This window comes from Paenibacillus sp. XP01 (assembly GCF_057364885.1).
The window spans coordinates 3454990-3480712 of sequence record NZ_CP139481.1 but is presented as its reverse complement, the minus strand read 5'-3'; the positions used below and the strand labels follow the sequence as shown (position 1 = coordinate 3480712).

23 protein-coding genes and 1 riboswitch are annotated in these 25723 nt (G+C 49.7%); of the genes, 6 read left to right on the top strand and 17 right to left on the bottom strand.

Features of this window, described 5'->3' with window-relative positions; all coding sequences use genetic code 11:
• Positions 1-135: 135 nt before the first annotated feature.
• The 3 genes from SNR34_RS15855 to SNR34_RS15845 form a co-directional block, all read right to left on the bottom strand.
• Positions 136-1146 carry an aldose epimerase family protein gene (locus SNR34_RS15855; RefSeq protein ID WP_486179562.1) on the bottom strand — a complete coding sequence of 337 codons (1011 nt, stop codon included), beginning with the start codon at positions 1144-1146 and terminating at the stop codon, positions 136-138.
• Between the two features lie 159 nt (positions 1147-1305).
• Entirely contained in the window at positions 1306-2115 is an 810-nt protein-coding gene (locus tag SNR34_RS15850; protein WP_236414215.1) for an MBL fold metallo-hydrolase, read from the bottom strand.
• 178 nt (positions 2116-2293) lie between these two features.
• Positions 2294-2566: a hypothetical protein gene (locus SNR34_RS15845; protein WP_236414212.1), complete on the bottom strand. Its 273-nt coding sequence runs from the start codon at positions 2564-2566 to the stop codon at positions 2294-2296.
• A gap of 201 nt (positions 2567-2767) precedes the next feature.
• On the opposite strand from SNR34_RS15845, the gene SNR34_RS15840 reads away from it, so the two are divergent.
• From SNR34_RS15840 to SNR34_RS15825, 4 genes are all read left to right on the top strand, one after another.
• Positions 2768-4000, top strand: a complete 1233-nt coding sequence (locus SNR34_RS15840; protein WP_486179561.1) for an aminopeptidase — start codon at positions 2768-2770, stop codon at positions 3998-4000.
• Positions 4001-4101: 101 nt separating this feature from the next.
• A complete protein-coding gene (locus SNR34_RS15835; RefSeq protein ID WP_486179560.1) occupies positions 4102-5334 on the top strand; it encodes an aminopeptidase in 1233 nt (410 codons plus the stop codon).
• Positions 5335-5527: 193 nt separating this feature from the next.
• Positions 5528-6118, top strand: a complete 591-nt coding sequence (locus SNR34_RS15830; protein WP_236414207.1) for an RNA polymerase sigma factor — start codon at positions 5528-5530, stop codon at positions 6116-6118.
• A complete protein-coding gene (locus tag SNR34_RS15825; RefSeq protein ID WP_236414205.1) occupies positions 6096-7070 on the top strand; it encodes a hypothetical protein in 975 nt (324 codons plus the stop codon). The genes SNR34_RS15830 and SNR34_RS15825 overlap by 23 nt, the downstream gene beginning before the upstream one ends.
• Positions 7071-7076: 6 nt before the next feature.
• On the opposite strand, the gene SNR34_RS15820 is transcribed toward SNR34_RS15825, so the two are convergent.
• The 10 genes from SNR34_RS15820 to SNR34_RS15775 all read right to left on the bottom strand — a co-directional run bounded on the left by SNR34_RS15820 (position 7077) and on the right by SNR34_RS15775 (position 17291).
• Positions 7077-7577 carry a hypothetical protein gene (locus tag SNR34_RS15820; protein WP_339278273.1) on the bottom strand — a complete coding sequence of 167 codons (501 nt, stop codon included), beginning with the start codon at positions 7575-7577 and terminating at the stop codon, positions 7077-7079.
• A 236-nt stretch (positions 7578-7813) separates the two neighbouring features.
• Positions 7814-9130, bottom strand: a complete 1317-nt coding sequence (locus SNR34_RS15815) for a hemolysin family protein (RefSeq protein WP_486179559.1) — start codon at positions 9128-9130, stop codon at positions 7814-7816.
• 226 nt (positions 9131-9356) lie between these two features.
• Positions 9357-10937, bottom strand: a complete 1581-nt coding sequence (locus tag SNR34_RS15810; RefSeq protein WP_486179558.1) for a sigma-70 family RNA polymerase sigma factor — start codon at positions 10935-10937, stop codon at positions 9357-9359.
• 171 nt (positions 10938-11108) lie between these two features.
• On the bottom strand, positions 11109-11555 hold the full coding sequence (gerQ, locus tag SNR34_RS15805; protein ID WP_438286819.1) for a spore coat protein GerQ: 447 nt from the start codon (positions 11553-11555) through the stop codon (positions 11109-11111).
• A gap of 129 nt (positions 11556-11684) precedes the next feature.
• A complete protein-coding gene (locus tag SNR34_RS15800; RefSeq protein ID WP_236414199.1) occupies positions 11685-12107 on the bottom strand; it encodes a cell wall hydrolase in 423 nt (140 codons plus the stop codon).
• Positions 12108-12253: 146 nt separating this feature from the next.
• Positions 12254-13939: a hypothetical protein gene (locus SNR34_RS15795; protein WP_236414197.1), complete on the bottom strand. Its 1686-nt coding sequence runs from the start codon at positions 13937-13939 to the stop codon at positions 12254-12256.
• A 205-nt stretch (positions 13940-14144) separates the two neighbouring features.
• Entirely contained in the window at positions 14145-14894 is a 750-nt protein-coding gene (locus SNR34_RS15790; protein WP_339278270.1) for a glucose 1-dehydrogenase, read from the bottom strand.
• Between the two features lie 155 nt (positions 14895-15049).
• Positions 15050-15442 (bottom strand): DUF2500 domain-containing protein, encoded by a 393-nt coding sequence (locus SNR34_RS15785; protein ID WP_236414193.1) that lies wholly within the window; start codon positions 15440-15442, stop codon positions 15050-15052.
• A 161-nt stretch (positions 15443-15603) separates the two neighbouring features.
• Positions 15604-15819, bottom strand: a complete 216-nt coding sequence (locus SNR34_RS15780; protein ID WP_486179557.1) for a hypothetical protein — start codon at positions 15817-15819, stop codon at positions 15604-15606.
• Between the two features lie 119 nt (positions 15820-15938).
• Complete coding sequence (locus tag SNR34_RS15775; RefSeq protein WP_486179556.1) at positions 15939-17291, bottom strand: WD40/YVTN/BNR-like repeat-containing protein; 1353 nt, start codon at positions 17289-17291, stop codon at positions 15939-15941.
• 277 nt (positions 17292-17568) lie between these two features.
• On the opposite strand from SNR34_RS15775, the gene SNR34_RS15770 reads away from it, so the two are divergent.
• On the top strand, positions 17569-18498 hold the full coding sequence (locus tag SNR34_RS15770; protein ID WP_236414188.1) for an L-lactate dehydrogenase: 930 nt from the start codon (positions 17569-17571) through the stop codon (positions 18496-18498).
• Positions 18499-18799: 301 nt separating this feature from the next.
• On the opposite strand, the gene SNR34_RS15765 is transcribed toward SNR34_RS15770, so the two are convergent.
• The 4 genes from SNR34_RS15765 to SNR34_RS15750 all read right to left on the bottom strand — a co-directional run bounded on the left by SNR34_RS15765 (position 18800) and on the right by SNR34_RS15750 (position 24141).
• Complete coding sequence (locus tag SNR34_RS15765) at positions 18800-19729, bottom strand: tyrosine-type recombinase/integrase (protein ID WP_486179555.1); 930 nt, start codon at positions 19727-19729, stop codon at positions 18800-18802.
• 299 nt (positions 19730-20028) lie between these two features.
• Positions 20029-21468, bottom strand: a complete 1440-nt coding sequence (bcaP, locus tag SNR34_RS15760) for a branched-chain amino acid transporter BcaP (RefSeq protein WP_486179554.1) — start codon at positions 21466-21468, stop codon at positions 20029-20031.
• 464 nt (positions 21469-21932) lie between these two features.
• Positions 21933-23309 (bottom strand): amidohydrolase family protein, encoded by a 1377-nt coding sequence (locus tag SNR34_RS15755; protein WP_486179553.1) that lies wholly within the window; start codon positions 23307-23309, stop codon positions 21933-21935.
• Positions 23310-23502: 193 nt separating this feature from the next.
• A complete protein-coding gene (locus tag SNR34_RS15750) occupies positions 23503-24141 on the bottom strand; it encodes a hypothetical protein (protein WP_486179552.1) in 639 nt (212 codons plus the stop codon).
• Positions 24142-24361: 220 nt separating this feature from the next.
• A riboswitch (FMN riboswitch) is annotated at positions 24362-24509 on the top strand.
• A gap of 147 nt (positions 24510-24656) precedes the next feature.
• On the opposite strand from SNR34_RS15750, the gene SNR34_RS15745 reads away from it, so the two are divergent.
• Positions 24657-25643, top strand: coding sequence for a DMT family transporter (locus SNR34_RS15745; protein ID WP_486179551.1), 987 nt, complete (start codon positions 24657-24659; stop codon positions 25641-25643).
• The last annotated feature ends 80 nt before the right edge of the window (positions 25644-25723 follow it).

Here is a 25723-nt window from a genome sequence, read left to right as displayed (position 1 = left end):
AAAGATGGTTTCGAGCTTTCCAAATATGAATGATTTCATGGGCAGAGCTTGCGTATCTTGTCATATTATACATGATTGCCGTGCAAACTTTCACCTTTTCGACAAAGATGTAAGCGCATCACAAAAAAGCAAAACTTAGTTGCGTGGACGAATCGGATACAGGCGGCTCGACTGTTCAAACAGTTCCCCTGGCTCCAGGCCGATCAAACCGCTTTCTTCTGCGGGAATTTCAGGCAGGTTTGGTGCGTTTACCAGGTTCATTTGCGGCTCGGGGCAGAAAAATCCGCCTTCCGTGTTGTTGTTCCAGATCATCCAGTGCTTGTATGCCGTTCCCACATCATATACGAGCTTGTCCCCTGTACGCAGGTTGGTCAGCTCCATATAATTGCGGCCATCCTGAGGTTCCGACGTGTAATGATGATCCATCGCCTCGAAGAATGGGCTGACCCCTTCAGCCTTCATTTGCTGCTCTTCCGGTGAAAGCGGTTGAAATTGGCCTGTCGGCAAAGAACGTCCATTCAGTTCGCGGCGTTGTCCAATCGTAATTTTCGCCGTATAGTCGGATGCTGCGCTATCCGGCACGAAAGGCACGTTGATCGCAGTATGGAAAGCAAACAGGGCAGGCATGCGTTCTGCACCCTCATTACGTGCTTTCAACTGAATTTGAAGCCCGTCGACGCTAAGAGAGTAGCGCAAGGTTACCGTAAACGTAAACGGCAAATATTTATGGAAAACATGCCCTTCCTTCACTTGCTGGCTCAACAATACATAGCTCTCAAGATCGTCGGAGCCATATCCTTCAACCTTCCATTCGATATCATGCAAAAAGCCGTGCAAATGGTTGCCCGTAGCCGGTTCGTTGACGGGTAGCTGGTATACCTTCCCGTCCCAAGGAAAACGTCCGTCTTCGTAACGGTTCGGCGGAGACAACACCGGGATTCCGTATACCGCAGGCGCTGCCTTGAACTCTTCGATCTGTGCCTCATTCGGTTCCCGCAAGTAACGATGGCCGCGCTCCACATCGCGGAATGCAACCAAATTAGCGCCGATGCTTGGAATAACGGCCGCTTCAAACGCGCCATAATGAAGCCAGATAGCCGGGATGCCCCCGAATTGCCCTTCCACTGCCGAATTCTGTCGTGTCATAGATTATGTACCTCCTGCATTCTAAGGTTATAACTATACGGCTCGACTATATCATGACTTCGGCAAAAATACCAATCTATGATAGAGAATAAACTCATCCGGCAAAATTAAAGACGGCTGCAGATCATCGCAGGCCGCCGTATGTCACCATTGTAACGGTCAATCCACAAACTTGCCGTGTTCCGGTACGATCTGGTCTTCAAACGTTTCATCCAGCTTCTCTAATGAATCCGTTAACGCCGTTCCGCGAAGCGCATGTCCGTGCCCGGTGACGATGACTTCCGGTTGAAGGCTTCGCAAGCAACTGACCGAGCGATGGGCCGCATCCCAATCTGTCGTAAAATAGGCTGGAGGCCCGTGCATCTGTAAATCCTGAAGAAGCACGTTCCATAACGATTCCTGCTTCACCGTTACGATGGCGTCTCCGGCAATCAGGCAGCGGTCTGCATCCCGGAACAGCGAAATATGTCCCGGCGTATGGCCAGGCGTATGGATCCAGCGCCAGCCAGGAGCTCCGGGCACAGAATGATCTTTTGGCAGGCAGAACACGCGATCGTCCAAATTAATGGCTTCGTTCGGATAGGCAAACGACAATCTGGACATCAGGCCGCCGCCCACGGACGGATCGGCCGGCGGATAATCCTTTTGTCCCGTCAAATAAGGCATTTCCAATGGATGGGCATACACCGGCACTCCCCAAAACTGCTCCAACTCGATCACCGTTCCCACATGGTCGAAATGGCCATGGGTCAGTATAATCGCAGAAGGCGGGCCTGCAAATCTATGTTCTGCAGCCTGTTTGATGTCCTCGGCAAACGACGTCATGCCTGTATCGACAAGAATCCAGTTCCTGCTTCCTTTTTCCCCGACAAACACAACATTGACAAATAGCGTCCGCATACTGAGGATATCGTGCGCGACTTCTTCAAGCCCTGTCATGCCGGATGTAAACCATTGGTCTAATGACATACACGCTTACCTCCTCTTCAGGCGATCGTGACCCGGATTGCGTTGCTCTGTCGTAGACTTCCCTTTTTGCAACAGTTCATTCGAAGCATCAAAAAAACAGACGATGCATGCCAAGTACAGGCACACACCGTCTAGTATAGTCTGTTCAACACGGGGTTAGAACCAATTTCATCCAAAATCAAGCAGGATATGCATCCAAAGCGGCATCCAGCAGCATGTTATAAAGATCGTCATCGTTCTCCAGCAGCTCGTCCATGCGCAGCAATTCCTCTTCATCCCCGGACTCTTCCGTGAAATGCAAACTGTAATCCCAGTCCTTTCCGTTCTTGCTCATAAACGTAATTTCGTAAAGGGACTTATCGCCCTCTGCCCGAAATACCGTACTTCCCACAAACATCATCTCGTCGCCGCGATGCATTTCGGCGGAAACAATCACAACATTCACCGTCATTCTCTCCTTTTGCTCTCTGGTCTTGCGCCAGTTCACCGCATTTTGTTCAAATGGGGTTTGGTAATTATTATTGGTTAATTGTACAATATATATTGTAGCAACGTATACCTTAATTAATGAAGGAACCATTCCTTACATACACTTAATGGGGACGCAACACTTGAGCTACAACATTTCTATCATACTGGAGGAGAACATAGCATGAACTCATTTGAAAAAAAACTGCAGCAATATGCTGCTCTGGCCGTCCAAGTCGGCGTCAATGTCCATCAGGGACAAACGCTGGTCGTAAACGCTCCGATCTCGGCCGCGCATTTCGTGCGTCTCATCGTTAAAGAAGCTTACAGCGTGGGCGCCAAGCTCGTAAAGGTCAACTGGAGCGATGAAACAGTGACCCGCATCCACTATGATTTGGCCCCGGACGAAGCGTTCTCGATCGAACCGAAGTGGTTTGCCGGTGAAATGACCGAACTCGTGGAAAATGGCGCAGCCGTACTGCACGTCATCGCCGAGAACCCGGACCTGCTGAACGGCGTTCCGCAGGAACGCATCGTCACGACGCAAAAAGTGCGCGCCAAAGCGCTGGAGAAATACCGCGAGTATCAAATGGCCGACAAATTCAGTTGGTCCATCGTGGCCGTACCGTCTGCGGAATGGGCTGCCAAAGTATTCCCGGATCTGCCTGAAAACGAACAAGTCGAAAAATTGTGGGACGTTATTTTCAAAACCGTTCGAATCGGCGAACAGGATGCCGTTGCCGAATGGAAGAGCCATTTGCAAAACCTCGACTCCCGCGCCGAGCTGCTGAATTCGAAAAAATACAAAAAATTGCATTATACCGCACCTGGAACGGATCTGACGATCGAGCTTCCGGAAGGACATCTGTGGGTATCCGGCGGCAGCATCAATGAACAAGGACGTGTTTTCGTCGCAAACATGCCAACAGAGGAAGTATTTACGGCTCCGCTCAAAACCGGAGTTAACGGCACCGTTCGCAGCACAAAACCACTGAGCTATGGCGGTAATTTGATCGACGGTTTCTCCATTACATTCGAAAACGGGCGGATCGTGGATTATACGGCCGAACAAGGACTGGAAGCATTGAAAAGCCTGGTCGAAATGGACGAGGGTGCTCATTACCTTGGCGAAGTGGCTCTAGTGCCGCATCAATCGCCGATTTCCGATACAAATATTTTGTTCTTCAACACCTTGTTTGACGAAAATGCATCGAACCATCTCGCCATCGGCAATGCCTATGCGTTCTGTCTGGAAGGCGGTAAAACGATGTCTCAGCAGCAATTGGCGGAAAGCGGGTTGAATTCCAGTCTGACTCATGTCGACTTCATGATTGGTTCGGGCGAAATGGACATCAACGGCGTGACTGCGGACGGAACGGAAGAACCGATCTTCCGTAAAGGCAACTGGGCTTTCTGAATCATGATCGAATAGCTTGGAGAGGAGCTCGCCTCCTCTCTATTTTTGTCTTTCGATGTGACCGGAAGACCAAATAGAAAAAGAAAGGCGGAAAACAGAAAATGTTGACGTTTGAACAAAAATTGGACCGTTACGCCGAACTGGCCGTTAAAGTCGGAGCGAACGTGCAGCCTGGACAAGTGTTTGTCATCAATGCCATGATTGATGCTGCTGAATTCGTGCATCTATTGACACGAAAAGGATACGAAGCCGGCGCCAAACAGGTCATCGTGAAATATTCGGACGAAACCGTCAATCGGCTGAGATTGGAAATGGCTGACGAAGCCGTGCTGGAGGAACCTCCAGTATGGCATGCCCGGGAAGTGCAGGAGCTGGCTGAAAACAATGCGGTCTTCCTCACGGTGCTCTCTTCCGGGCCGGATGCCATGAAAGGCATTGATCCCAAGCGCATCGCCGCCCATCAGCGCGCCTTCGGTCAAGCCATGTCCACCTACAGACGATATTTGCAAGCCGACAAAATGAGCTGGACCGGCGTTGCATGCCCTTCTCCGGCCTGGGCAACCAAGGTATTTCCCGGCCTTCCTGCCGAGGATTCGGTAGCCCGGCTGTGGGATGCGATTTTTGCCGCAGTGCGAGCCGATCAGGAAGATCCCGTGCAAGCCTGGGAACGGCATATTGCACGACTCGACAGTAAAGCCTCGGTGCTGAACGGCAAAAAATACCGTGCACTGCATTTCATTTCCCCAGGTACCGACCTGACGGTGGAACTGCCCGAAGGTCATATTTGGGCGCAGGCTGGAAGCGTAAACGAAAAAGGCACCCCTTTCGTCGCCAACATTCCTACCGAAGAAGTCTACACCGCTCCCCTCAGAACAGGGGTCAACGGCACGGTAACCAGCACGAAACCGCTGAGCTACGGCGGCAACATCATTGACCGGTTTACGCTAACGTTCGAAAACGGGCGTATAGTCCAATATCATGCGGAAGAAGGTCAGGAATCGTTGGAGAGGCTGATTCATATGGATGAGGGATCCCGTTATTTGGGGGAAGTCGCTTTAGTTCCGTATCATTCTCCCATCTCGGAGAGCGGAATTTTGTATTATACCACGCTGTACGACGAGAATGCCTCATGCCACCTTGCCATTGGCAGCTCTTACGCTTCCAATCTGGAAGGCGGTAAAACGATGTCTCCCGAGGAACTTGCAGCCCGCGGCATGAACTCAAGCATGACTCATGTCGACTTCATGATGGGTTCGCCTGAAACGAGCATTTACGGCATCACGGCTAACGGCGACCGAGAGCCGGTATTCCTCAACGGGGATTGGGCTTTCTGAGAGCATCGGTTTCCGTTTTTCTTCCCGGCTGTCCTGCCCCACGTAGCCTTGCGGCCATGGAGCAGGATGGCTTTTTTTGGATGCGGTCGGACATGTTCCATTTGCTTGTCTACCCATTGTAAGCCTTCCATATCATGTTGTAAAATGTAAGGATACCAATGTTTGTGGACTGTTCGCCAGAAAGGAGAACATCATGGCCAATCGGCTTCAATTATTGTTAGCTTCCGATTTTCACCATTTGAGCCCTGCACTGCAGGAAGAAGTATATTACGAATATTACAATATGGTTCATGGACTCATTGTATATATGATCAAGGAATACAGCGCTGCTGAAGACATTATCCAGGAAGCCTTCATCAAAATTATTAAAAACAAGCCGGTTTTCGAGGATGAAGCCAAATTGAAGGCATGGCTGAAAGTAGTAACCCGGAATACGGCCATTAATTATTTGAGAAAAAATAAAAAAAACCGTAACCAGTTGGATGTAGACGGTGTTTTTATAGATATGGAGGCGATGAATCAAACAAGCGCATCGGTTGAAACGACCGTTGAAACGCAGATGATGCAGGAATCGATCGAACATTATCTGGCCCAGCTCAAACCTGAATACCGGGTGCTGGTGGAAATGCGCTGGAAGCAAGGCTTGTCCTATCGGGAAATGGCCGATCTGTTGGATACATCCGAGGAAATCGTTAAACAGCGCCTGTTTAGAGCCAGGGGCAGTATCAAGAAGCAATTACATAAGGAATGGGGTGGAAACGTTGAGCAAAGGCAAATTCGATAAACAGAACCATCAATATGCGGAACTTGATGATGAATTTTTTGATGCAGCTTTTGACGCCGCGTTTGACCAAGCTTTCGAGCAAGCGACTTCTGCCCCGGCGAGTTTAAAAGGCAACAATGACGTTACAGAGAATATGCGCGATTCCTGGCTCAAGGTACAGCGAGAAATCAACAAAATGGGCAAACAGAGAAAAAGAATGCGGACGCTGAAACTGTCAGGAGTAGTGGCAGCTTCGATTATGCTAGGTGCCGTCATTTTCAGCATGCCTACAGGCATGCAGGCGGTTTCCCCTTTTGTACAGACGATGAAAGACTGGGGAAATGGGGTAAAGTCCATCATTATTCAGGATCGTTCGAACGATTTGATGACTCCAGATCCATCGCATGCCAAGACAGCACCGCCACCTGAACGTGGAATTGATGAAGCTCCGCAAATCTTCCCGAGTGAAGAGCAGGATCAGCCCAATATGGACGCAGAAGCGGAAACTTCCCAGGTGTTTGTCCCGGTCGAAGTAACGGAGGAAGAAGCCCGCTCGGGATTCATTGGGGACTTCTTGCTATCGAATGCAATCCCCGAGCGGTTTACTGATGTTACGTTTGAACTGTTGCTGGATCGGGATCGGCCTGCAAATTCACCTGATCCGGAGAAATCGGATCACATGAGAGTCCGTTATTCCGGTACAGACAAGGATGGTAAAGAGGAAGTGATCCAATTCGACTATGTATGGATCTATCCCGGACAGATTGTCGAAGGTCCAATGTTAAGAGAAACAAGCGTTGTTGATTTAAAGGATGGCAGTGAAGCATTTATGTCCCTTGGACCGCCTTATAATACGTTTCAATGGATGATGGGTTCAACCAACGTAAGCTTGTTTGGCACCGTTAGCGAGGAAGAAATGTTGGCCATTGCCAATGACCTGCAGAAACAACGTTTTCCTTCTACCAATCCTTAGCTTGGATTAGAAAAGCGTACTTGGAGAGGTATGTGTTGTCGTTTCGGTAGTGGAGCCGTCACGTACCGTATGTGTGCTTACCACGCGATAATAATATCCGGTGATCACCGTCCAGCTTGACTTTGCATTTAAGACCGATACGTTTGTTGCCGAGTCGGAATCCGAGCGATACGTCACCCAGCTTGTTCCTGTCCAGCGTTCAAGACGATAGTCTACCTTGATCGAGCTCATTTTCTGATAGGTCGAGGTCGTCGTAGCTACGACTGCAGTAAGTCCCCCTCCGGGAGTTACCGCACCAACCGCATTATAAATGTATTTCAGTTGAGCTAAACTCTGAATGTTATGGTACTCTGGTGGAGGTGCTGTGAGAGCGACCGGCGCTTGTACAGATGGCTGGATCTCCGCAGCCGCCTCTACGTTGGCAGCAGGAATTGTAAATACTGCTGGTACAATTATCGCTGCAGCAAGGGTTGCTTTCAAAATCGGGTGCAAGTTCTTTGTCGACATTCGGTTTTCCTCCAATTCCATAGTTTGGGATAATCATAGTTATTTAACGAATCAAGCATAATAAAGGTTTCAAAATAATGCCTTAACTTTTTTACAGCATTTTATGTATTCTCTCGTTCCTTCATAAAAAAAGCTGCACAGTGGCGTCTAGTGATACGCTCCCACTGTGCAGCTTTTATTTTTATACTTGCCATCCGGTAACCTTTAGCATGACGTCAGCAAAGCAGCCCAGGGTCTTATGCTCCCTCCCCTTCGGAGAGCTGCTCCAGTCTGATCGCGCTAACGCGGGAGATTCGTTTATGCTCGGTTTCCTGAATGACAAATACATAACCGTCGTATTCTGCCGATTGCCCGACTTCCGGAGGGATCGTCTGTACTCTTGAGTACAGCCATCCTCCAATCGTATCGTAATCGTCATGATCCATTTCCAAACCCAACAGTCCATTGACCTCTTCAATCAGCATCAGGCCGTCAATGGAGTATTCCGTCTCACCAACCTTCACAAAGGCAGGACGCTCTTGGTCGAACTCATCCTGAATCTCGCCCACGATCTCTTCCATGATATCCTCAAGGGTAACCAGACCGGAGGTTCCTCCGTATTCATCAATAAGGATGGCAATCTGGTTTTTGCTGCGCTGCATGCGTTTGAGGAGCGCGCTGATCGGCGTGGATTCCGGCACGGCGAGAATAGGCCTGATAATGGAGATCGTGTCCGTAAGCTGGGAACGCATCAAGTCTTTGATATGGATAAAACCGATAATATGGTCTTTATCGCCATTATAGACCGGATAGCGGGTTCGCATGCTTTCACTGGCAATCTCCAAATTTTCAAGCATGGACTGATTGGCGTTCAGACAGATCATTTCCGTCCGCGGAATCATGATTTCACGGGCGGTTGTTGCCGTAAAATCGAATATATTATCAACAAGCGCCAATTCAGTATTGTCAATTAAACCGCTCTTATTGCTTTCTTTCATCAGAATACGTAGTTCATCTTCGCTATGGGCCTCATCAAGTTCGGATACCGGGGCCATGCGGAACGCTTTGAGCAAGCTGTTGGCCATGCCATTCAGTGCCCAGATGAACGGATACATCAGTTTGTAAAAATACGTCAGCAATGCCGCAGACCACAACGTAATCGTCTCGGACTTGCGGATTGCCATCGTTTTGGGAGCAAGTTCCCCCAGTACGATATGCAGAATCGTTATGATAACAAAAGCAATCACGATCGAGATTCCATGTACATAGATCGGACCTAGTCCAAATGCGGTAAACATCGGCTCAAGCAGATGTGCAATGGCAGGTTCCCCCAGCCATCCCAACCCAAGCGAGGCCAACGTAATGCCCAATTGGCAAGCGGACAAATAAGCATCGAGATTGTTCACGATATTGGAGGCATAAACTGCCTTTTTGTTTCCTGCTTCCACCAAAGCTTCAATCCGGCTGCCGCGCACCTTCACCATGGCAAATTCAGCCGAGACAAAAAAGCCATTCATCAGCACCAAAAATGCAATTGCTAACAAGTTTAAAATACTCGGTAAGGGGTCACTCAAATGTTCATCCTATTCGCCGTCACTCTTCGGCAAATAGGTCCACCTCCTTCGAAATTGTAGGATATTAACCGTTCTGCCGTTCATCCACCGCTTCAACTTCCCAATGGATTCACCTCCCTTGCTTTTAGCAATATAGCAAACATATGCTTCTTTTATTATATAACTCTAAGCTACACAGTCAATCCATGTCCTATGACAGCGAATCGACGCAAACAAGCTCTTCATTTTACATTTCCCTGAAATTCACGAGAGCGCCAATTTCCGGATCCCATCTCCAATCCGAGGATTTGCCTGCTCCCGTCATGATTCCGCCGATCCACCATTCATCGGTCCAGAGTGCTGCCCCGTCCCTTTCGCCATGCAGCACCCTTTCACCCAGCTCCGTCAAAGCCAGGACGGCGAACCGGAATGATTCGTCCTGCTGGCGAAAATTCGGAAACGCGTTTGCTCCCTCCACATGCAGCAGAGCATGGGGTCCGTCAGCCATTCTCCGCAAATGTGCCCAATATTGTAAATCCCCCAGACCAAGCAGGTGAAGTTTCTCGGAAACTTGCTGGAATACGTCAAATGGATGAACCGTCCCGTTTTTCACGATTTCCAGGGTCGTCTGTTCGATCATTCCAAGCCCGTTGGCGGTGGAAGGCAGTCGCGACAAATGGGCCTGAAAGGCCGCTTGCGCATATGGGAGTGCAGCTTTGTCTTCCAGCAAATACCGGGCATGATCCTGTGGATCAGGGGACACATACGCTTCCCAGAAACGGCGTCCGGCCTCCATCTCCTCTTCCTCTATTACATGCCAAGTTCCCGACAAACGTTCGATCTGCACGGGCGTGAGCTGTCCAAGTCCCCGAAAACGGGAAATCTCCGGATGGGAATCCAGGCATAACAAATGGAGTTTCGCCCGATTTGCTCCTTTTTCATGAAGAACATGCAGCAAATAAGAAAGCATCGTCTGGTCGTATAGATCGTATTCAAACCATAGGACCACTTCCCGATGGCGATCCAACGAATCCAGTTTTTGTTCCAGCTCACGAATCTTCATGTATTCCGACTTCGGAATGCCCAATTGCGCTTCCAAATAGTCTGCACGGCGTGCTCGTTCGTTTCTTTTGCTCATATCGGGAAATACGGGACCGAACGTATACAGCTCGCGCCAAGCGACGACCTCTCCCTGGATTCCGCTCCGCCGGATTCGATCCGCCGCATGATCGCCGTTCGTGATATGAAGCATGTGTTTTCCTCCCTCATACAGTTCATTGAATACATTTAACATGTCGGTTACGGGTAATGAATGCCTAAGCTTTGCCCGGGCATCGTACAGTCTTTTTTTCAAAGCCGATACGGACACGTTCAGCGCATCCGAGATTTCTTTTAGGGAGTAACCCTGAAAATAAAACATATGGACTACCCTGCTCAAGGCCGACGGCAAATCGTCAATCGAATCATGCAGGCTCCGATATTTTTCGTTCAACAGCGCCTGCTCTTCCGGATTATGCCGCGAGCCGCGGTCCAAGTCCACATGCAGCAGCTCGGTGATCGGTACGACCGTATGTTGTTTACGTCTTTCGTGCCGATGGCACTGCCTCTCCACGATGACTTTGAACCATCCGGGAAAAGCTTCCGGCTTGTCCAGTTTACCCAAGTTTGCAAAAGCCTCGGCGAACGCTTCTTGAACCACATCTTCTGCCCACAGCATGCTCCCCAACCGGCGTCGCGCTACCGCAAGGGCCATTCCCCGATATTGCTTCATTAATTGTTCCTGAGCTTCCGCTTTTCCCTCGATGGCAGCTTCGATCCATGACTTCAATGATGTCTGCTCCTTCCAATGGTTTGTTCCGTTCTACTAATTAAGTGCCATCTTATCACATTAAGGTTACTTTTAAATGTTTCGAAAATAAGAACCGGCTCTTTGCGACGAATGCCGCATCGAAACGGTTCTTGGTTATGTCCTTTGGTATTGATTTATCGCGTACGCGGATTAGTATCTGCTTGGCGCTTGAGGAACGTTGCCGATCACGCCAGGGTATTGATAAGTAAGCGGCTCATCGAATGTTGCATAATCGAAGTTCACCATAAGCAGCATGATGCGTTTGCCTGTTTTTGGATCACTGATAATGATATGATCCCGGCCAGCCGCTTCGATGATGCCTTGGAAAATGCGGGCGTTCCATTCTTTGTTTCCTTCATAGGTCATGTAGAACGTACCGAATTTGCCGAGATTCAGGCGCAAAATGTTCTCGATGTAAGACTGCTCGAACTGGGGAGCCGTTGTTGTGACTACGCCGCCGGCAGGTGTCATGGGCGCTCCGCTGGAAACAAGCGGCGGCACGCTGGTAGCCGTTGGAGACACCATGGTTGGAGTCGGCGAAACGGAAGACATGCCCGGTGCGGGTGACATGGAGGTCATACCCGGCGTCGGCGACATGGAAGGCATGCCATTCCCCGTTTTGTACGCGGATAATCCTTGCACCTGAGAATTGGCTTGTTGGCCATAGGCCGGAGATTGCATGGTTGGTTGATAAGGTTGGTTAATCATGTTAATTCCTCCCCAAATTTAATATACACTCGGACAATCTTCGCCAGTCGGACTGAAGAAACAGTGTGCCTTGAATCGTCCCGTATTTTGCTGGTTAAACCAGGTTGGCGGACATTCGCCTGCCGGACGGAAGAACCAAAGCGAATTGCTGGCCGGCCAGATTCGTTCGCCATTGATGACGCGCTGGGCCAGGCGAATTTCGGATTGCCTTGCACGCTGATAAAAGTAGCCTTTTTGCGTGGATTCAAAGCCTCCGGGATTCTGAAATACCATACGGTTGATGTCTCTGATGTCGGCAAAATCCAGGCAATCTGCCAACACTCTGTTGACGCCGACATTGCCTACCATAAGCATACCCTGATCGCCATCACCTTCGGCTTCGGCTCTCATCAGTCGCGCAAGCAGCCTGACGTCGTTCGTATTGGCCTTGATTACAGCCATTACCGTTCCCTCCCTCGTTGAGCTCTTCATCACCGTATATCGTATTGTGCGGATGCCCATTTTGTGACACGATCGGCACAAAAAAAATCCCGGAACTCCCCCGCAGGGGACCCCGAGATTTCGCGTTTCCTATATAAGCTTTTCATTCAGGGCTTGGCTCCGACCCAATAGTCGTATGCATGGACCACATTGCCGTAATAGGCAGCATGCTCGCCAATCAGATCAGGAAGCAAAGCCAATTGACGTTCCATTTCGACCGCGCCAACGTCATGGAACGAGATGTGCGCTCCTTCATGATTTTCTTTCATTTCCACGGAGACAAGCAGCTTTTTGCCCAGACGATCCGCGATTTCCATTTCCTGCTTCACCACTGCCGCAATTCCGTTCGAGCCCTCTGCCTTATTGCGGAATGCCATTAACGATACATGGTCGAGGGTACGAATCATGAACTCCGATACCGACATATCTTTGCCCGGCAACTCATAGATATCCAGCCAAACCGCCAAGTCCACGCTTGTTTCCAAATGGCTGTCCTTCTTTGTCTCCTCCTGAAAATAAGCAACATTGCTCGCCCATTCGGTCAAAAGTCGATCCCGGTTCGCTTCCCACTCGGGAAGTGTATACGGTTCGATATCCAGATGGATGCCCTCAAATCGCTCCTCTGGTTGCGCTTCGGCGTTATAGTTTTTGACGTAATCGACTAAACGTTGAATGCGGGGCCTGTTTTCTTCCTTTGCCCAGATGGGATGGCCACCCATGGCATGAACCTGAATCCCCTGAGCGTGAGCCCGTTTCACAAAAGAACGGTAGCTGGAATACGGCTGCTCCAGATCTAGGCGAACGTACAACCAGTTTATTCGCTGCGCTTTGGCAAACTCGAGGATATGCTCACCGCCGTCATCCGTCACCTCCGAAGCCTCCCAAATATAGGTCCCTCGAATGCCTGTTTCGTTGCCTGGCGTTTCCGGTTTGCTTGGTTCGCTTGAATCAAGCTGCCCCCAATATACAATGTCATGGACCGCCGTTCCGGCGTAGGAGGCATGATTCGCAAACGAATTCGCGACTTCCGACAGCACTTGCTCCAATCGGGCCGTTCCCTTTCCTGCAAAACTGGTGAATTCTTCGCCAGGCATCGGTTTGGTATTTACGCCGACCGTAATTGACACATTCCTGTCTTGCGCCCAATTCATTTCCTGCTCAATCAGTCGAATAATTCCATTGCTGCCCTCTGCATTATCGCGGTAAACTAATAAAGTGATTTGGTCGAAACGATCCATGAACCAACGCGATAACGGTTCGTTATCCGTATCCTCCGATGTTTTATGACCTGCAACGGTGTACGAATCCAGCCAAAACGGCAAGTCTACGTTCACCTGAAGCGAACCTTCTTGTTCCACTCGTTCATGGAGCAATTCCATATTGTTCATCCAAGATTCGATCAACGGGACAGGATTGTCCTTCCATGCCGGCAGTACATAGGGCTTAACGTCCAGATGAAGGGCTGCAAACCGTTCTTCCGGTCCAACCGAGGCGTTATATTCGCTTACCCAGGAAGCTAGCGCAAGCATGGGACCCTCGCGGCCTTTGACCCCCCAAGACGGATCGCCGCCGAGTGCTTCTACCGCAATACCCGCATTGCTTGCTTTCGCAATGAAAGATTGATAGACCTCATGCTTCAAATTCATATCCACGCTGACATACAGTCGATTCACGTTATGTTTGGCCGACTGGGCAAGCAAGGCCTCACCTCCGTCGTATATGGATGAAGCCTGCCATACCCACGCGGCCCTTATATTGGCGTCATCTTCCTCAGATGAATCAAAACCCGTCATGATGATCCCTCCAATCAACAAAAGAAGCCACAGCCCTCTTCGGGATGGATTCCCGAGCATATTCTCCCTCCATTTCTCTGTATTGTTCTGAAATCACACCTATTATAGCAACGGGAGTACCAAAAACAAATAAGCCCAAGTGCTTAACTTGGGCTTGGCCGCTTCATTTCATAGCAAAACGCATCAGCGGGAGATCATCCCGGTTCTAGTCCTCATATATCATTTTCCGGGTCATTCCTCCATCCACCGTCAGGTTGGTACCCGTGACAAAGGTATTGTCCGGATCAGTCAGATATAAGCAAGCGCGGGCAATATCCGAAGGGACTCCAACCCGACCCGAAGGGTGCTGCTCATGGTCTTCCGGCTTCAACTCGTCTATATTTCCTGTTTCGACCCATCCCGGACTGATACAATTGACCCGAATTCGATCCTTGCCAAGCGATATGGCGAGCGCATGAGTGAGAGCCACGATGGCACCTTTGGATGCTGCATACGCTTCCGTGTCAGGCTCGGACATCAATGCACGCGTGGATGCCATGTTGACGATGGACCCGCCCCGTTCATTGTTTCTCATATACTTGGCCGCCTCACGGCTCGCAAGAAAACAGCTTCTAGCATTGGTGTTAAGCACATCGTCCCATTCGTCTACCGTAAGATCATAAGGGGATTTCCAGCGTGCCACGCCGGCATTGTTGATGAGAATGTCCACGCGCCCGAACTCCTTCACCGCCGTACCCACCAGCCGAATGATCTCTTCTTCCTTTCGGACGTCGCAGTGAACAAAAACAGCTTCTCCGCCTTCATGGCGGATCGAAGCTGCGGCGGCAGCTCCCTCGGCTTCCTGATGGTCGGCAAGCACCACCTTGGCACCCGCCAGCGCATAGGCCTCAGCCACGTTTCTTCCGATTCCTTGCGCGGCTCCCGTAACGATGACAACTTGATCTGTAAATGACATGCCTCTGTCCTCCCTGAATTGCAATGATTCATTTATCATAAACGTTATTACTCATTTATACACCATCAAGAAACGCATTCCGATCTAAATCATGAAATACTTTCTTACAGGAGAACGCAAAAAAAACTTGCACCTTTAAGGCACAAGCTGAACGATTACCCGCGCACGCGCTCCGTATACAGTCGGTTGTTCCGTTCAAATCCCACATAACGGGTTCCCTTGAAAGAGAGACGCCCTTCGTCTCCTTCAGAGCAAAGGCCGTATTCTTCGCCGCTAACCCTGAACTCCATTCGGTCCCCGCTCTCGACTTCAAACGTGACATAGTATAATGTACGGGCAGAGCTTCCGGGTTCGGCGTGCGATTGCTGGACTTGCATTCTTCTTCCGGTAATTCGCGAGGAAACCGTAAGCAGCGGTTCGGCGTTGTTTTTCCCCCACCTCCATATCTCTTTTCCCATCGACAGAAGAACGATACCGATAATCAGGACAAATACGACCGGAAAGACGGTTCCAAAAAAATCAAACATCCATGATGATTCAATTCCCAAGTCTCCCCCTCCGTTCTGGGACAGCCGTAGTCTTGGCCCTTCTTTCAGTAATGTATATGCACTTCGGCGCAGAACTTGTTAGCCGGATTCAAATTCAGGCCGGGTTCTCCAACATCAAAAAGCCCCTTAAAGGGGCCATGAGATTACTATTACTTTATAGTCTAGGCATACATCTCATCCATGAACCCGCGAGTGATTACCGCGCCCTCAGCTTGTTCGGGATCAGCCTGTTGGGCATGTTTGGCCATGCATTCCCTCACTTCTTCCTCCGTGGTACAGAAGCAGGCATCCTCACAGGTGTAGCATAATTGAAGCATGTATCGAGTTAAATCATCCGCCTGTGTGAGTTGAACTTGTTCGTTGGTTCTCATCATCATCACTCCCATCTCTTCTTGATCTCAATATAACATCATTTCAGAATTGTTTTTGTGATTATTTTCACAAAGTAAGCGAAAGAAAAAGAACCCAACGGTTCTTCTCTTTAACGTTTTGCTGGCTATAACACTTTCCAGTGCACGCCTCCATCCACGGTTTGCAGCAGCAGCGAACGTTTATTATCCGTATTCTCCACCAGGACCCAGCCCAATTTGCGGGAAATCATCTGCAGTTTATTGATTTCGGGATATTCATCCAATATTTTCTGCAATACCCTGCTTTCGGGAAGCGGTTCCCACGTTTTCCCTGCATTCTTCGTATGATACGTCACATCTCCTTGGATGGCCCAACCTTCCTTTTCATTTAAGAAAGCTGGGGCCAGGTTCCGGTTCAGGCCTGCTTGCTGCTTCAAACCAAATGTGGACAATGTCCAGCTCTTTCCGCCATCGGCTGTGAAAAAACCGCTGAATTTTGTCGTTTCCCCGGACGAACAGGCTAACGACATCCAAGCGCTCTTTGCTTCCCGTCCGAAAAACTGCGGAGAACCGAGATTAAAGTTGCCGCATGCGTTGAATTTGCTGCGGTCGAAGAAGGAAGGTCCGGCTTTCCATTCCTTTCCTCCGTTAGTGGTTACATACAGCTTCGGCAAGCCAAACTCCACGGCAGTCAGAAATCCGTGATGCGAATCCGAAAAAGTCATGCCTGTCGCATAACCGCGCTTCGAAATCTCTCCAGCGGACGTATTTTCGGCTTCATCACCGGATTCCATGAGCTTCCAGCTGATGCCTCCGTCTTCGGTGATGTACAGCTTTTTCTCCTGTTTTCCGATGGTCGAGTCCACCGTGGTCAAAATCCAGCCCTTTTCGGGAGAGACAAAAGAAACCGCGGCGACTTTATCCGTTTTGGATAACGAAGACAAGCTCCAACTGGCCCCCCCGTTATTCGTGCGCAGCACGATCGTATCCGTTCCGCCCATTCCTTCCCGGACGATCCAGCCATGCATGCTATCCACAAAATAAATGTTCTGTCCATATACGGGGTTGGACGGAAACTGCACATTCTCCGATGGAGAAATGTTGCTCCAGGTTGCCCCCTGATCCTGCGTATAGTACAAACGCAATGCGTTGCGCGTCACGCCCCATGCCAAGCCACCGTTTTCGTTGAGCATTTGAAAATCGGTCAGCCGGGTTTGAATTTGATATTTGGTTGTTTCCGCAGCCGGTGTATTCGTGCTTACTGGGGGAACGACAGTTAATGTCTGTCCGGCATTGCCGCCATCCAGATCCTCATCCTGTGCCTGCGGCGGCTGTGCTGCAGGAGTCTGACCCGAGTCCGTGCAAGCAGCAAGCAACGTTGCGATCCCCAGAGACAGAAGCGCTGCCTGGGTTAGCTTGATCCATCGCGAACGCAAGTGGTCTCCACCTTTCTTGTCCAATCGACAGGCAAACAAGCCTGTTCTACCTGGTGTTTTCATAATTTGCATTCATCGTTAACTATAAAGCCAAACCGTTCATGCAAATCCATCTCTCCCATTCTACCATAAACCTCTTGGAAAGGCCCATCGACAAACCTGGACAGAAAGGGAGACTGAAGTTGAATGCCATGAAACGTTTGATTCGGCCGGATCAGGACGTTAGACACTAATTCCGGTTTTGCGACCTAAAATATGACAAATAACATAGACAGTCTCGCTTTTTGGTTAAATATCCCTTAATATGGATGAAGGCACACCCAAAAGGAGAGGATCTGATATGGTAGATCATGCAATGCTTAAGCCAAGCCGTGTCGTTATTGTAGGCATGGGTGCGGTAGGAACAACGACCGGGTACACGCTCATGTTGCGGCAGCGTTCTTCCGAGCTGGTGTTCGTGGACGTAAATCATGACAAAGCAGTCGGTGAAATGCTGGATATGAACCACGGCCTACCGTTTACAGGAGGCGTCAAGGTATGGGCAGGCGATTATTCGGATTGCAAGGATGCAGATATCATCATTATTACGGCGGGGGCATCCCAGAAGCCGGGCGAAACCCGGATTGATCTGTTGAAAAGAAATGCGAGCATTTTCAAAGACATTATCGAGCGCATTACGGCAGTCAATTCCCATGGAATTCTGCTCATTGCGACGAATCCTGTAGATATTTTATCCTATACGTCCTGGAAGCAAAGCGGTTGGCCGGCTTCGCGGGTCATCGGTTCCGGCACACTGCTTGACAGTGCGCGTTTCCGCTACCTTATCGGCAAAAACAAAGGCATCGATCCGCGCAGCATCCATGCCCATATTATCGGCGAGCACGGTGATTCCGAAGTCCCGGTATGGAGCCTGGCCAACGTGGCCGGCACGGATCTTGAGCTAAGCGATGAAGAACAACAAGACATTTTTGACCGCACCAAAAACGCGGCTTATGAGATTATTAATGCCAAAGGAGCCACATCCTATGCCATTGCGCTTGCTCTCGATCGCATCGTCGCCGCCATTCTGGGCAACGAAGGCTCCGTGCTGAACGTATCCACCTTGCTTGAGGATTACAATGGTGTATCGGATGTATATCTTGGCGTACCTTGCATCGTTGACCGAAACGGCGTTCGCGAAATTTTGCCTCTGCCGTTGAACGAAACGGAAAAGCTTGCTTTCCAGGCTTCGGCCAACAAACTAAAGGAGCAAATTTCCGGGCTGGAATAGCCAGCAGGCTATTCGCTGACGTCATGGCTCACCAAAACGGATAAAAATAGACCAACCATTCTACCGCTGGCCAGAAAGGTTGGTCTTTTGCCTCTTATGCAGCATCACCGACTAAACCGGCAGTGCCTATGGAACCGAAACCAAATAATTTAGTTTACATAATAATAATTTCGTCGACCTAGTTCTTGTGGTTTCAGCTTTTTTCCAAAAATAAACCAAAAAAACAAGTTCCATCCGTTCAGATAGAACTTGTTTTAATGACATTTTGAACAAAGGCCGGATCTTATCCCATTTCGCCCGGCTACTCGCCGACAAACGAAGGAAGCTTGACGTCAAGCAGCGCCATCGCTTCTTCCTTCTCGCGACTGGTGACGTGGGTATATACCGTCGTCGTCTGGATCGAGGCATGACCCAACAACTCCTGAACTGTTCGCAGATCGGCTCCACGCCGCAGCATCATCGTTGCAAACGAATGCCGCAGCTTATGGCTGGAGTAATGCAGACGCTGATTCGATGGGGATTCCTGCTGGAAACGGTCGAACGTTTCGGTTGAAATCAACTGAATGCTCCGAATGGATAATCTTTTCCCTTTTTGCGAAACAAACATCGCCTCTTCCTTTTCACGCCAAGGAGACAATCGTTCCTTCACCGCTTGGGACAGTATATCCGCGACCATTTCGGGCACGGGTAACGTCCGCCACTTCCTTCCCTTCCCGAATACGTCGAGCGTCCGCCGCTCGGCATTGTAATCTTGGCAGTTCAATGCATGAACTTCGCCTACACGCAGCCCCATATATCCCATCAGCAGGAAAATGGCCAGATTGCGCGTCCGGTATTTACCTGCGACGGATTGCAAAAAACGTTCCAATCCATGCTCGTCCAGAAAAACGGGGGCACGGTTTTTTTCAGTCTTCGACTTTTTGATGCCAGACGCCGGGTTGTTGGTCAGCACTTCCAGTTCGATCAGAGACTTGAAGAAACAGTTCACCGCCGCATGCTTGCGATTACGCGTGGCGTCACTGACCCCGCGTTCGCGGGCACGGGACAGAAAGGACAGCACATGCAGCTTTTTAACCTGCTCCAACGATTTTCCTTGGATGGACATGAGAAATTCAGCCACGTCGCCTGTGTAAGATTTTACCGTGTACCGAGTATATCCGGCATCCTTCATCCAGATGTGAAAAGCCTCCAACTCGTCGGCATATTGCTCCTGAATCTCCTCGCTGATCATTCGTTTCGTTCACCACACATCCGTTAGTTTTGCGAATTTATGCGTTCTCTCGCTCCCTTGATGGCGCATCGCCTGTTCTCCCAAATATATGTCATATTTCTTAAGGGTGCAACCCCGGAAGCTTTGGCCGGGACCCATCTTATTTCATTTTATCGCCTGTTTTCTCAGCTTCGGCGGATCACATTTTATGATTTGCGCATGAAAAAAAGCCCATAACCAACACGAAATCGCGTCGGATATGAACTTTGCTTCGCATGTCGATCATGGTTCAGCTGCAGCTAATAGATGGAATGGATGCCTCATCGTCTGCCCTTGTTTTCGCTCTGCTTCGAAACGGGGCGCAGTGGATTCAAGTGGCTGTAATGCCTGCCATACGTGAAGTAGATCAACAATCCGATGAACAGCCACACAAAAAACACGATCCAGGTCAACATTTCCAGCCGAGTCATCAAATATACGCAGCCTATGGCACTAAGGATCGGAATGTACGGCACCAACGGCACTTTAAATCCTCGTTTCAAGTCCGGATGGTTTTTACGCAATACGATGATCCCGAGACTCACTACGGCAAAAGCAAACAACGTGCCGATATTCGTCAGCTCCGCCAAGCGCCCCAGGGAAATGAATCCGGAGAACAGCGCAATGATGATGCCTGCGAGCCAAGTGCCCGCAGCCGGAGTCTGGCTTTTGCCGCTGATTTTGGAAAAGACGGGAGACAACAGGCCGTCCCGCGACATCGAATAAAGCAAACGTGTCTGTCCGTACATCATGACAAGCAGCACCGTCGTTATTCCCGTAATGGCACCCAGAGCGACTATCCAGGATAATCCGGTCAAATGAACGAACTCAAACGCAAAGGCTACGGGATCCGCAACGTTTAACATATGGAAAGGAACGATGCCGGTCAGAATCAGCGACACGACAATATAAAGGAGCGTACAAATGGCTAACGATGCAATGATGCCGATCGGCAGGTCGCGTTGCGGTCGTTTGACCTCTTCGGCTGCCGTGGACACCGCATCGAAACCGATATAAGCGAAAAACACGGTAGCCGCACCGGCGGTTACGCCCGAAAGGCCAAACGGCAGAAACGGCTGCCAATTCGCCGGCTGCACATAAAATACCCCAACGCCGATGAAGATCAGCACCACGATGATTTTGATCCCGACCATAATGCCATTGGCGCGTGCCGCTTCCTTGACGCCGCGCGTAAGCAGAAACGTAATGATTAACGTAATCACAGCGGCCGTAACGTCAAAGTAGGTTCCTTTTTCCGGATCAAAGGCGCTTGTCCATGCGTGCGGCAATTGAATGCCGAAACCCGAAAGCAATGTCTGAAAATACCCCGACCAACCACTCGCGACCGCCGCGCTGGCAAATCCATATTCCAGAATAAGGTCCCATCCCAAAACCCAGGCGATGACCTCGCCAAAAGCCGTGTAGCTGTAAGTATATGCACTGCCCGAAGCAGGCACGGTTGAAGCGAATTCGGAATAACATAACGCGGCAAAGGAACAAATAATGCCTGCCAACAAAAAGGACAGCACCAGTCCAGGTCCGGCATGTTCGGCAGCGGCTACACCGGTGAGGACAAAAATTCCTGTTCCAATGATGGCCCCTACTCCAAGGGTCGTCAGATCCAAAGCTCCAAGCGCCCGTTTCAAACCACTGCCTGAATCACCTTCAACCGAGATTTGCTTTTTTCTGAATAATGCAGCTCTTGCTTCGTTTTTGCTCATGGACATATTCCTCTCGTAACAAGGTGTGGTCGTTGGTACATCTGTTCTATGAAAAATCCGTTTGTTCTATCTTACCCGGCATCTATAAAAAACTACCGTTTTCTACACTTTGCCGCTTTGCTCTAATAAAATATTTTTTTGCAAAGCACTCAAGCGGCTTATTTTGTGTTTTTCACCCGAAATTTATCATTTCATATCACGAACTGTTGGACACCAACGAAAGAAAAAATCGTTTTAAAACAAAACTGCGTATAATTTATATTATGCGTAGTTTTTAATCTCCATTTTCCGCGTGGAGATGCAACATTATGCTGTTGTTATCTGTAGTTTGATGAAACAAACGAAAAATGCGTCAAAAAAGCCGCATGTTCCCATGCGGCCTCCTTCATAAATATAGATTTGAATGAACCTGTCCTATATGGATATATGGATCCTTCCACCAAAACCAGGTGGTTGCTCCCTCCTCAGGAATATACGATTCGTTCTGCGTCGCTAAACCGATATTGCTGAAGCAAGTATACTTTGCTTTCCATGGCCTGGCGTCGAATCTTGTCCAAATCCACGCCGATGAGTTTGCCCCGCTGCTTCACAAGCCGTCCTGCGACAAATACGGTATCCACGTTGGAAGGATTCGCAAATTGCACGACGGCGCCTATCGGATCATGCACCGGGAACAGATTGAGATCCGTGGTGCGGATCATGATCAGGTCAGCTTCCTTGCCTGGGGCAAGCGTACCCACTTTGCTTCCAAGTCCCAGCGCCTGCGCACCTGCCGATGTTGCAAACCGCAACACTTGCCTGGACTGCAAATTCAGCTCGCCGGCCATCTCTCCGTTTTCCAGCGCGAGCTCGTTCATTTTGGCCCGTTCGGCTTGCAACGCAAATTTCATCTGGGAGAACATGTCTCCACCCGTCGATGTCACGACATCGACGCCAAGCGTCGGCGTGCCTCCTTGCTCCAGAAAAGCACCCGTTGCAGGATAGCCATGTCCCATCATCATTTCCACTTCCGGCGTCACCGATAACGAAGCACCGCTATCGGCGAGCAGCTTATATTCGTCGATGCCCATGGTATTGCCGTGCACCAAATTGACGTCCGGGCCGAGCAAACCGTGTTCAGCCATCCTGGCCACCGAGCGGTCCACCGAGCCCCAGCTGCCAAACCCTGCATGCATGGAGCAGATCGCATCCAACTCGCGGGCAAGACGAATTTCGTCCACCGCTGTATCCCAGTGACTGAATTCGGGTCCCCGTATAGCGAGTCCAAACGTTAATAATTGGTCGTTCGAAGAAAAATGCTGCAGCTTTACCCTTCTCACATCGGCTGAATATGTCAAACGGCTTTCCCGATTCCAATATTCGGTCTCCCCGGGAACACCATACGCAAACACAGCCCGAATGCCGGCATCGCGCAACCCCCGAACAAGCTCATCCGTATGGTCCGGCGTATAGGGCATGCTCCAATCGAGGATCGTGGTCACGCCTGCATTAAGCGCTTCCAATGAACCGAGCAAATTGGCGATATAACTGTCTTGCGGTCGAAGCTTGCTGCCCATCGCCCCATAATAAAGATTTTGCAAATAAACGGGCAAGGACCAGTTCGTTCCCGCGGTACGCAGCAGCGATTCCCATACATGGCGGTGGGTATCCACCAACCCGGGCAGAATAATCATGTCGGAAGCATCGATCACGATCGCTTCCTCACATTCCAGATCAGGCCTTATTGCCGTAGTGATTGAACCTTCAATCAGCACATCCGCCCGGGCATACTGACCTACCGAAGGATCCATGGACAATACGCAGCCATTTTTGAGCAAATAACCTTTTTCCACAAGACACATCTCCAATCCTCATGTTATGGGTACGTTCAGGTACTTACACAAGTTGTTGATGAAAGGTTGTCTGTTCATGGATGCAAGATTATGAGTGTATTATTTCAAGGATATAACGATTATATAGCACTTGTTAATGACGCACAATCATGGAATGAATACCCATCCAATAATAAGATCAGTTCAATCCATGGGATAACCATTATTTCAATGGATAGATAAGCTGTATATGATTCAACGGCATGAGTCCCTCATGCAAAGCATGATTATGATCGGCACCCACAATACACAACATACGTGCATCCGCATTGTCTTTGATTGCGTTTATGATTCGTTGAAGCATGATATCATGCCGACATTCCCATCGTATGGCATGCGCTTTTGGATCCAACTTTTTCAGCCACTGATATTTCAGTCGGGTCACATGGTCGAATGCTTCCGTATTAAATGGAATAGCACCCTTACCGGAAGCCGCAAGCTGTTTGTGCCACCAATGATCCAATTCATTCTCCAACCGTTCTTTTTCGGGCCCGGTATAGCTTCGCAAAGGATCGAAATCGTTCCAAACATCAAGTTCCACCCAATCCACGGGAACAAACTTGATCTTTTTTTCTTCGCATAACGGAAAGATCAGGTCGTAATATTCGCTTGGGGGTTCGCCCCAGTACCCTCTATTTGCAGGCTCCTTTTTGTATTTCTCGAAACTGGAAGGCAAAACCTCGCCGCAGATTACATCCGGATCAAAATCAACAATTAACCTTTCTATGGTTTCAAGTGTTAAATGGTGCTGCACTCGCAGCTCTTCATCATGTACGACTCCCAAAATACCTACGACTTCCATTTCAGCAACCCCTTAAGCTCCGAATTATTTCTTAAACGAACGTTTATGCTCGTCTAAAGCACCTTTCAACGATTTGACGATATTCCAGCGTATTATTCCGATTATTCTTATGGAAATTAAATATTTATTTTGCAAAAACTCTTGCACTGCTAGCGCTTTCACATTTAAGATGAATCTATTGATGTTACAGCTTGTGTAACGAACCTATAAACCAATCGAATAGGATCTTCGGGGTAGGGTGCAATTCCCAACCGGCGGTGATGTTCTTCGGAACTAGCCCGCGACTCGCTGTTTGACCAGTTTTGGACAGCGACTGACCTGGTGCGACTCCAGGGCCGACGGTATAGTCCGGATGAGAGAAGATCAACACATGAATACGGCCGTTCTCGGGAACGCCTTTTTCCCGACGCCATATTCATGCGTGTGAGCCCCCGTTATTTGGCGTACGCCGAAACGGGGGCTTTTGTCGAATCTGCCAACTGAAGATTCCGTGTTCTGACGAAGGAGTCCTGAATATGGAAAACTATCAAACTGCATCAAACGTTCCGACCAAGCAACGAGGCAACACCGGATTCTGGCTGGTTGTGCTAGGCGCTGCCCTCTGGGGCGTCGACCCTCTCTTCCGCATTCTTTTGCTCGAAACGATGACCTCCACCCAGATCGTCCTGGTGGAACATATCATTGTGAGCCTGATCGCCCTTCCCGTACTTTGGAAATTCAGGGCCGACCTGAAAAATCTGCGCGCACGCCATTGGATTGCCGTCATTTTCATTTCCTGGGGCGGTTCTGCGCTTGCCACGGTGTTATTCACGCTGGCCCTCACTCATAATGATCCAAACACGGTACTGCTGCTGCAAAAAATGCAGCCCTTGTTCGCGATCGTGATGGCAAAGCTGCTGTTAAAAGAATCGCTGCCGCGCCGCTTTGGCGGGTTGTTCATCATTGCGCTGGCAGGAACCTACTTGCTGACCTTTGGATTGACGCTCCCCTCGGCCGGATGGGACAGCTGGGTCCATGCAGGCAGCTTGTTGTCCCTGGGCGCTGCCGCGCTATGGGGAGGCTCCACGGTTATGGGCCGGCTAATGCTGGGACAAACGCGGTATGAAACGGTAACCTCCCTTCGTTTCGTCGTTGCCCTGCCGCTGCTCATCTTCATGACCTGGAATGAAGGCGCACCATGGTCCTTCCCTTCAGGTACGGGTGCCCAGGCTGCGGTCATCCTGAACATTTTGGGCCAAGCGCTGCTGCCTGGATTGTTGAGTCTTTTGCTGTACTATAAAGGTCTCTCTTCGACCAAGGCATCGGTGGCTACTTTGGCTGAATTGAGCTTTCCGATGGCAGGCGTGCTGGTGAACTGGATCGCTTTCCGTACGCTGATTACTTGGGAGCAGCTCATCGGTTTCGTCCTGATCTGGATCGCCCTGTTCGCCATCTCCAGACAGCAAGATCGCTCGCCATCCAACACCAACCTTGAAGCTGCGCGAAGATTTCGCACAGAGTGAATCAACATAGCATATCATTAATGGCATGATTTGTATATCCACACTGTTTGTTCCTTCTGGGCAAACAGTGTTTTTTTATG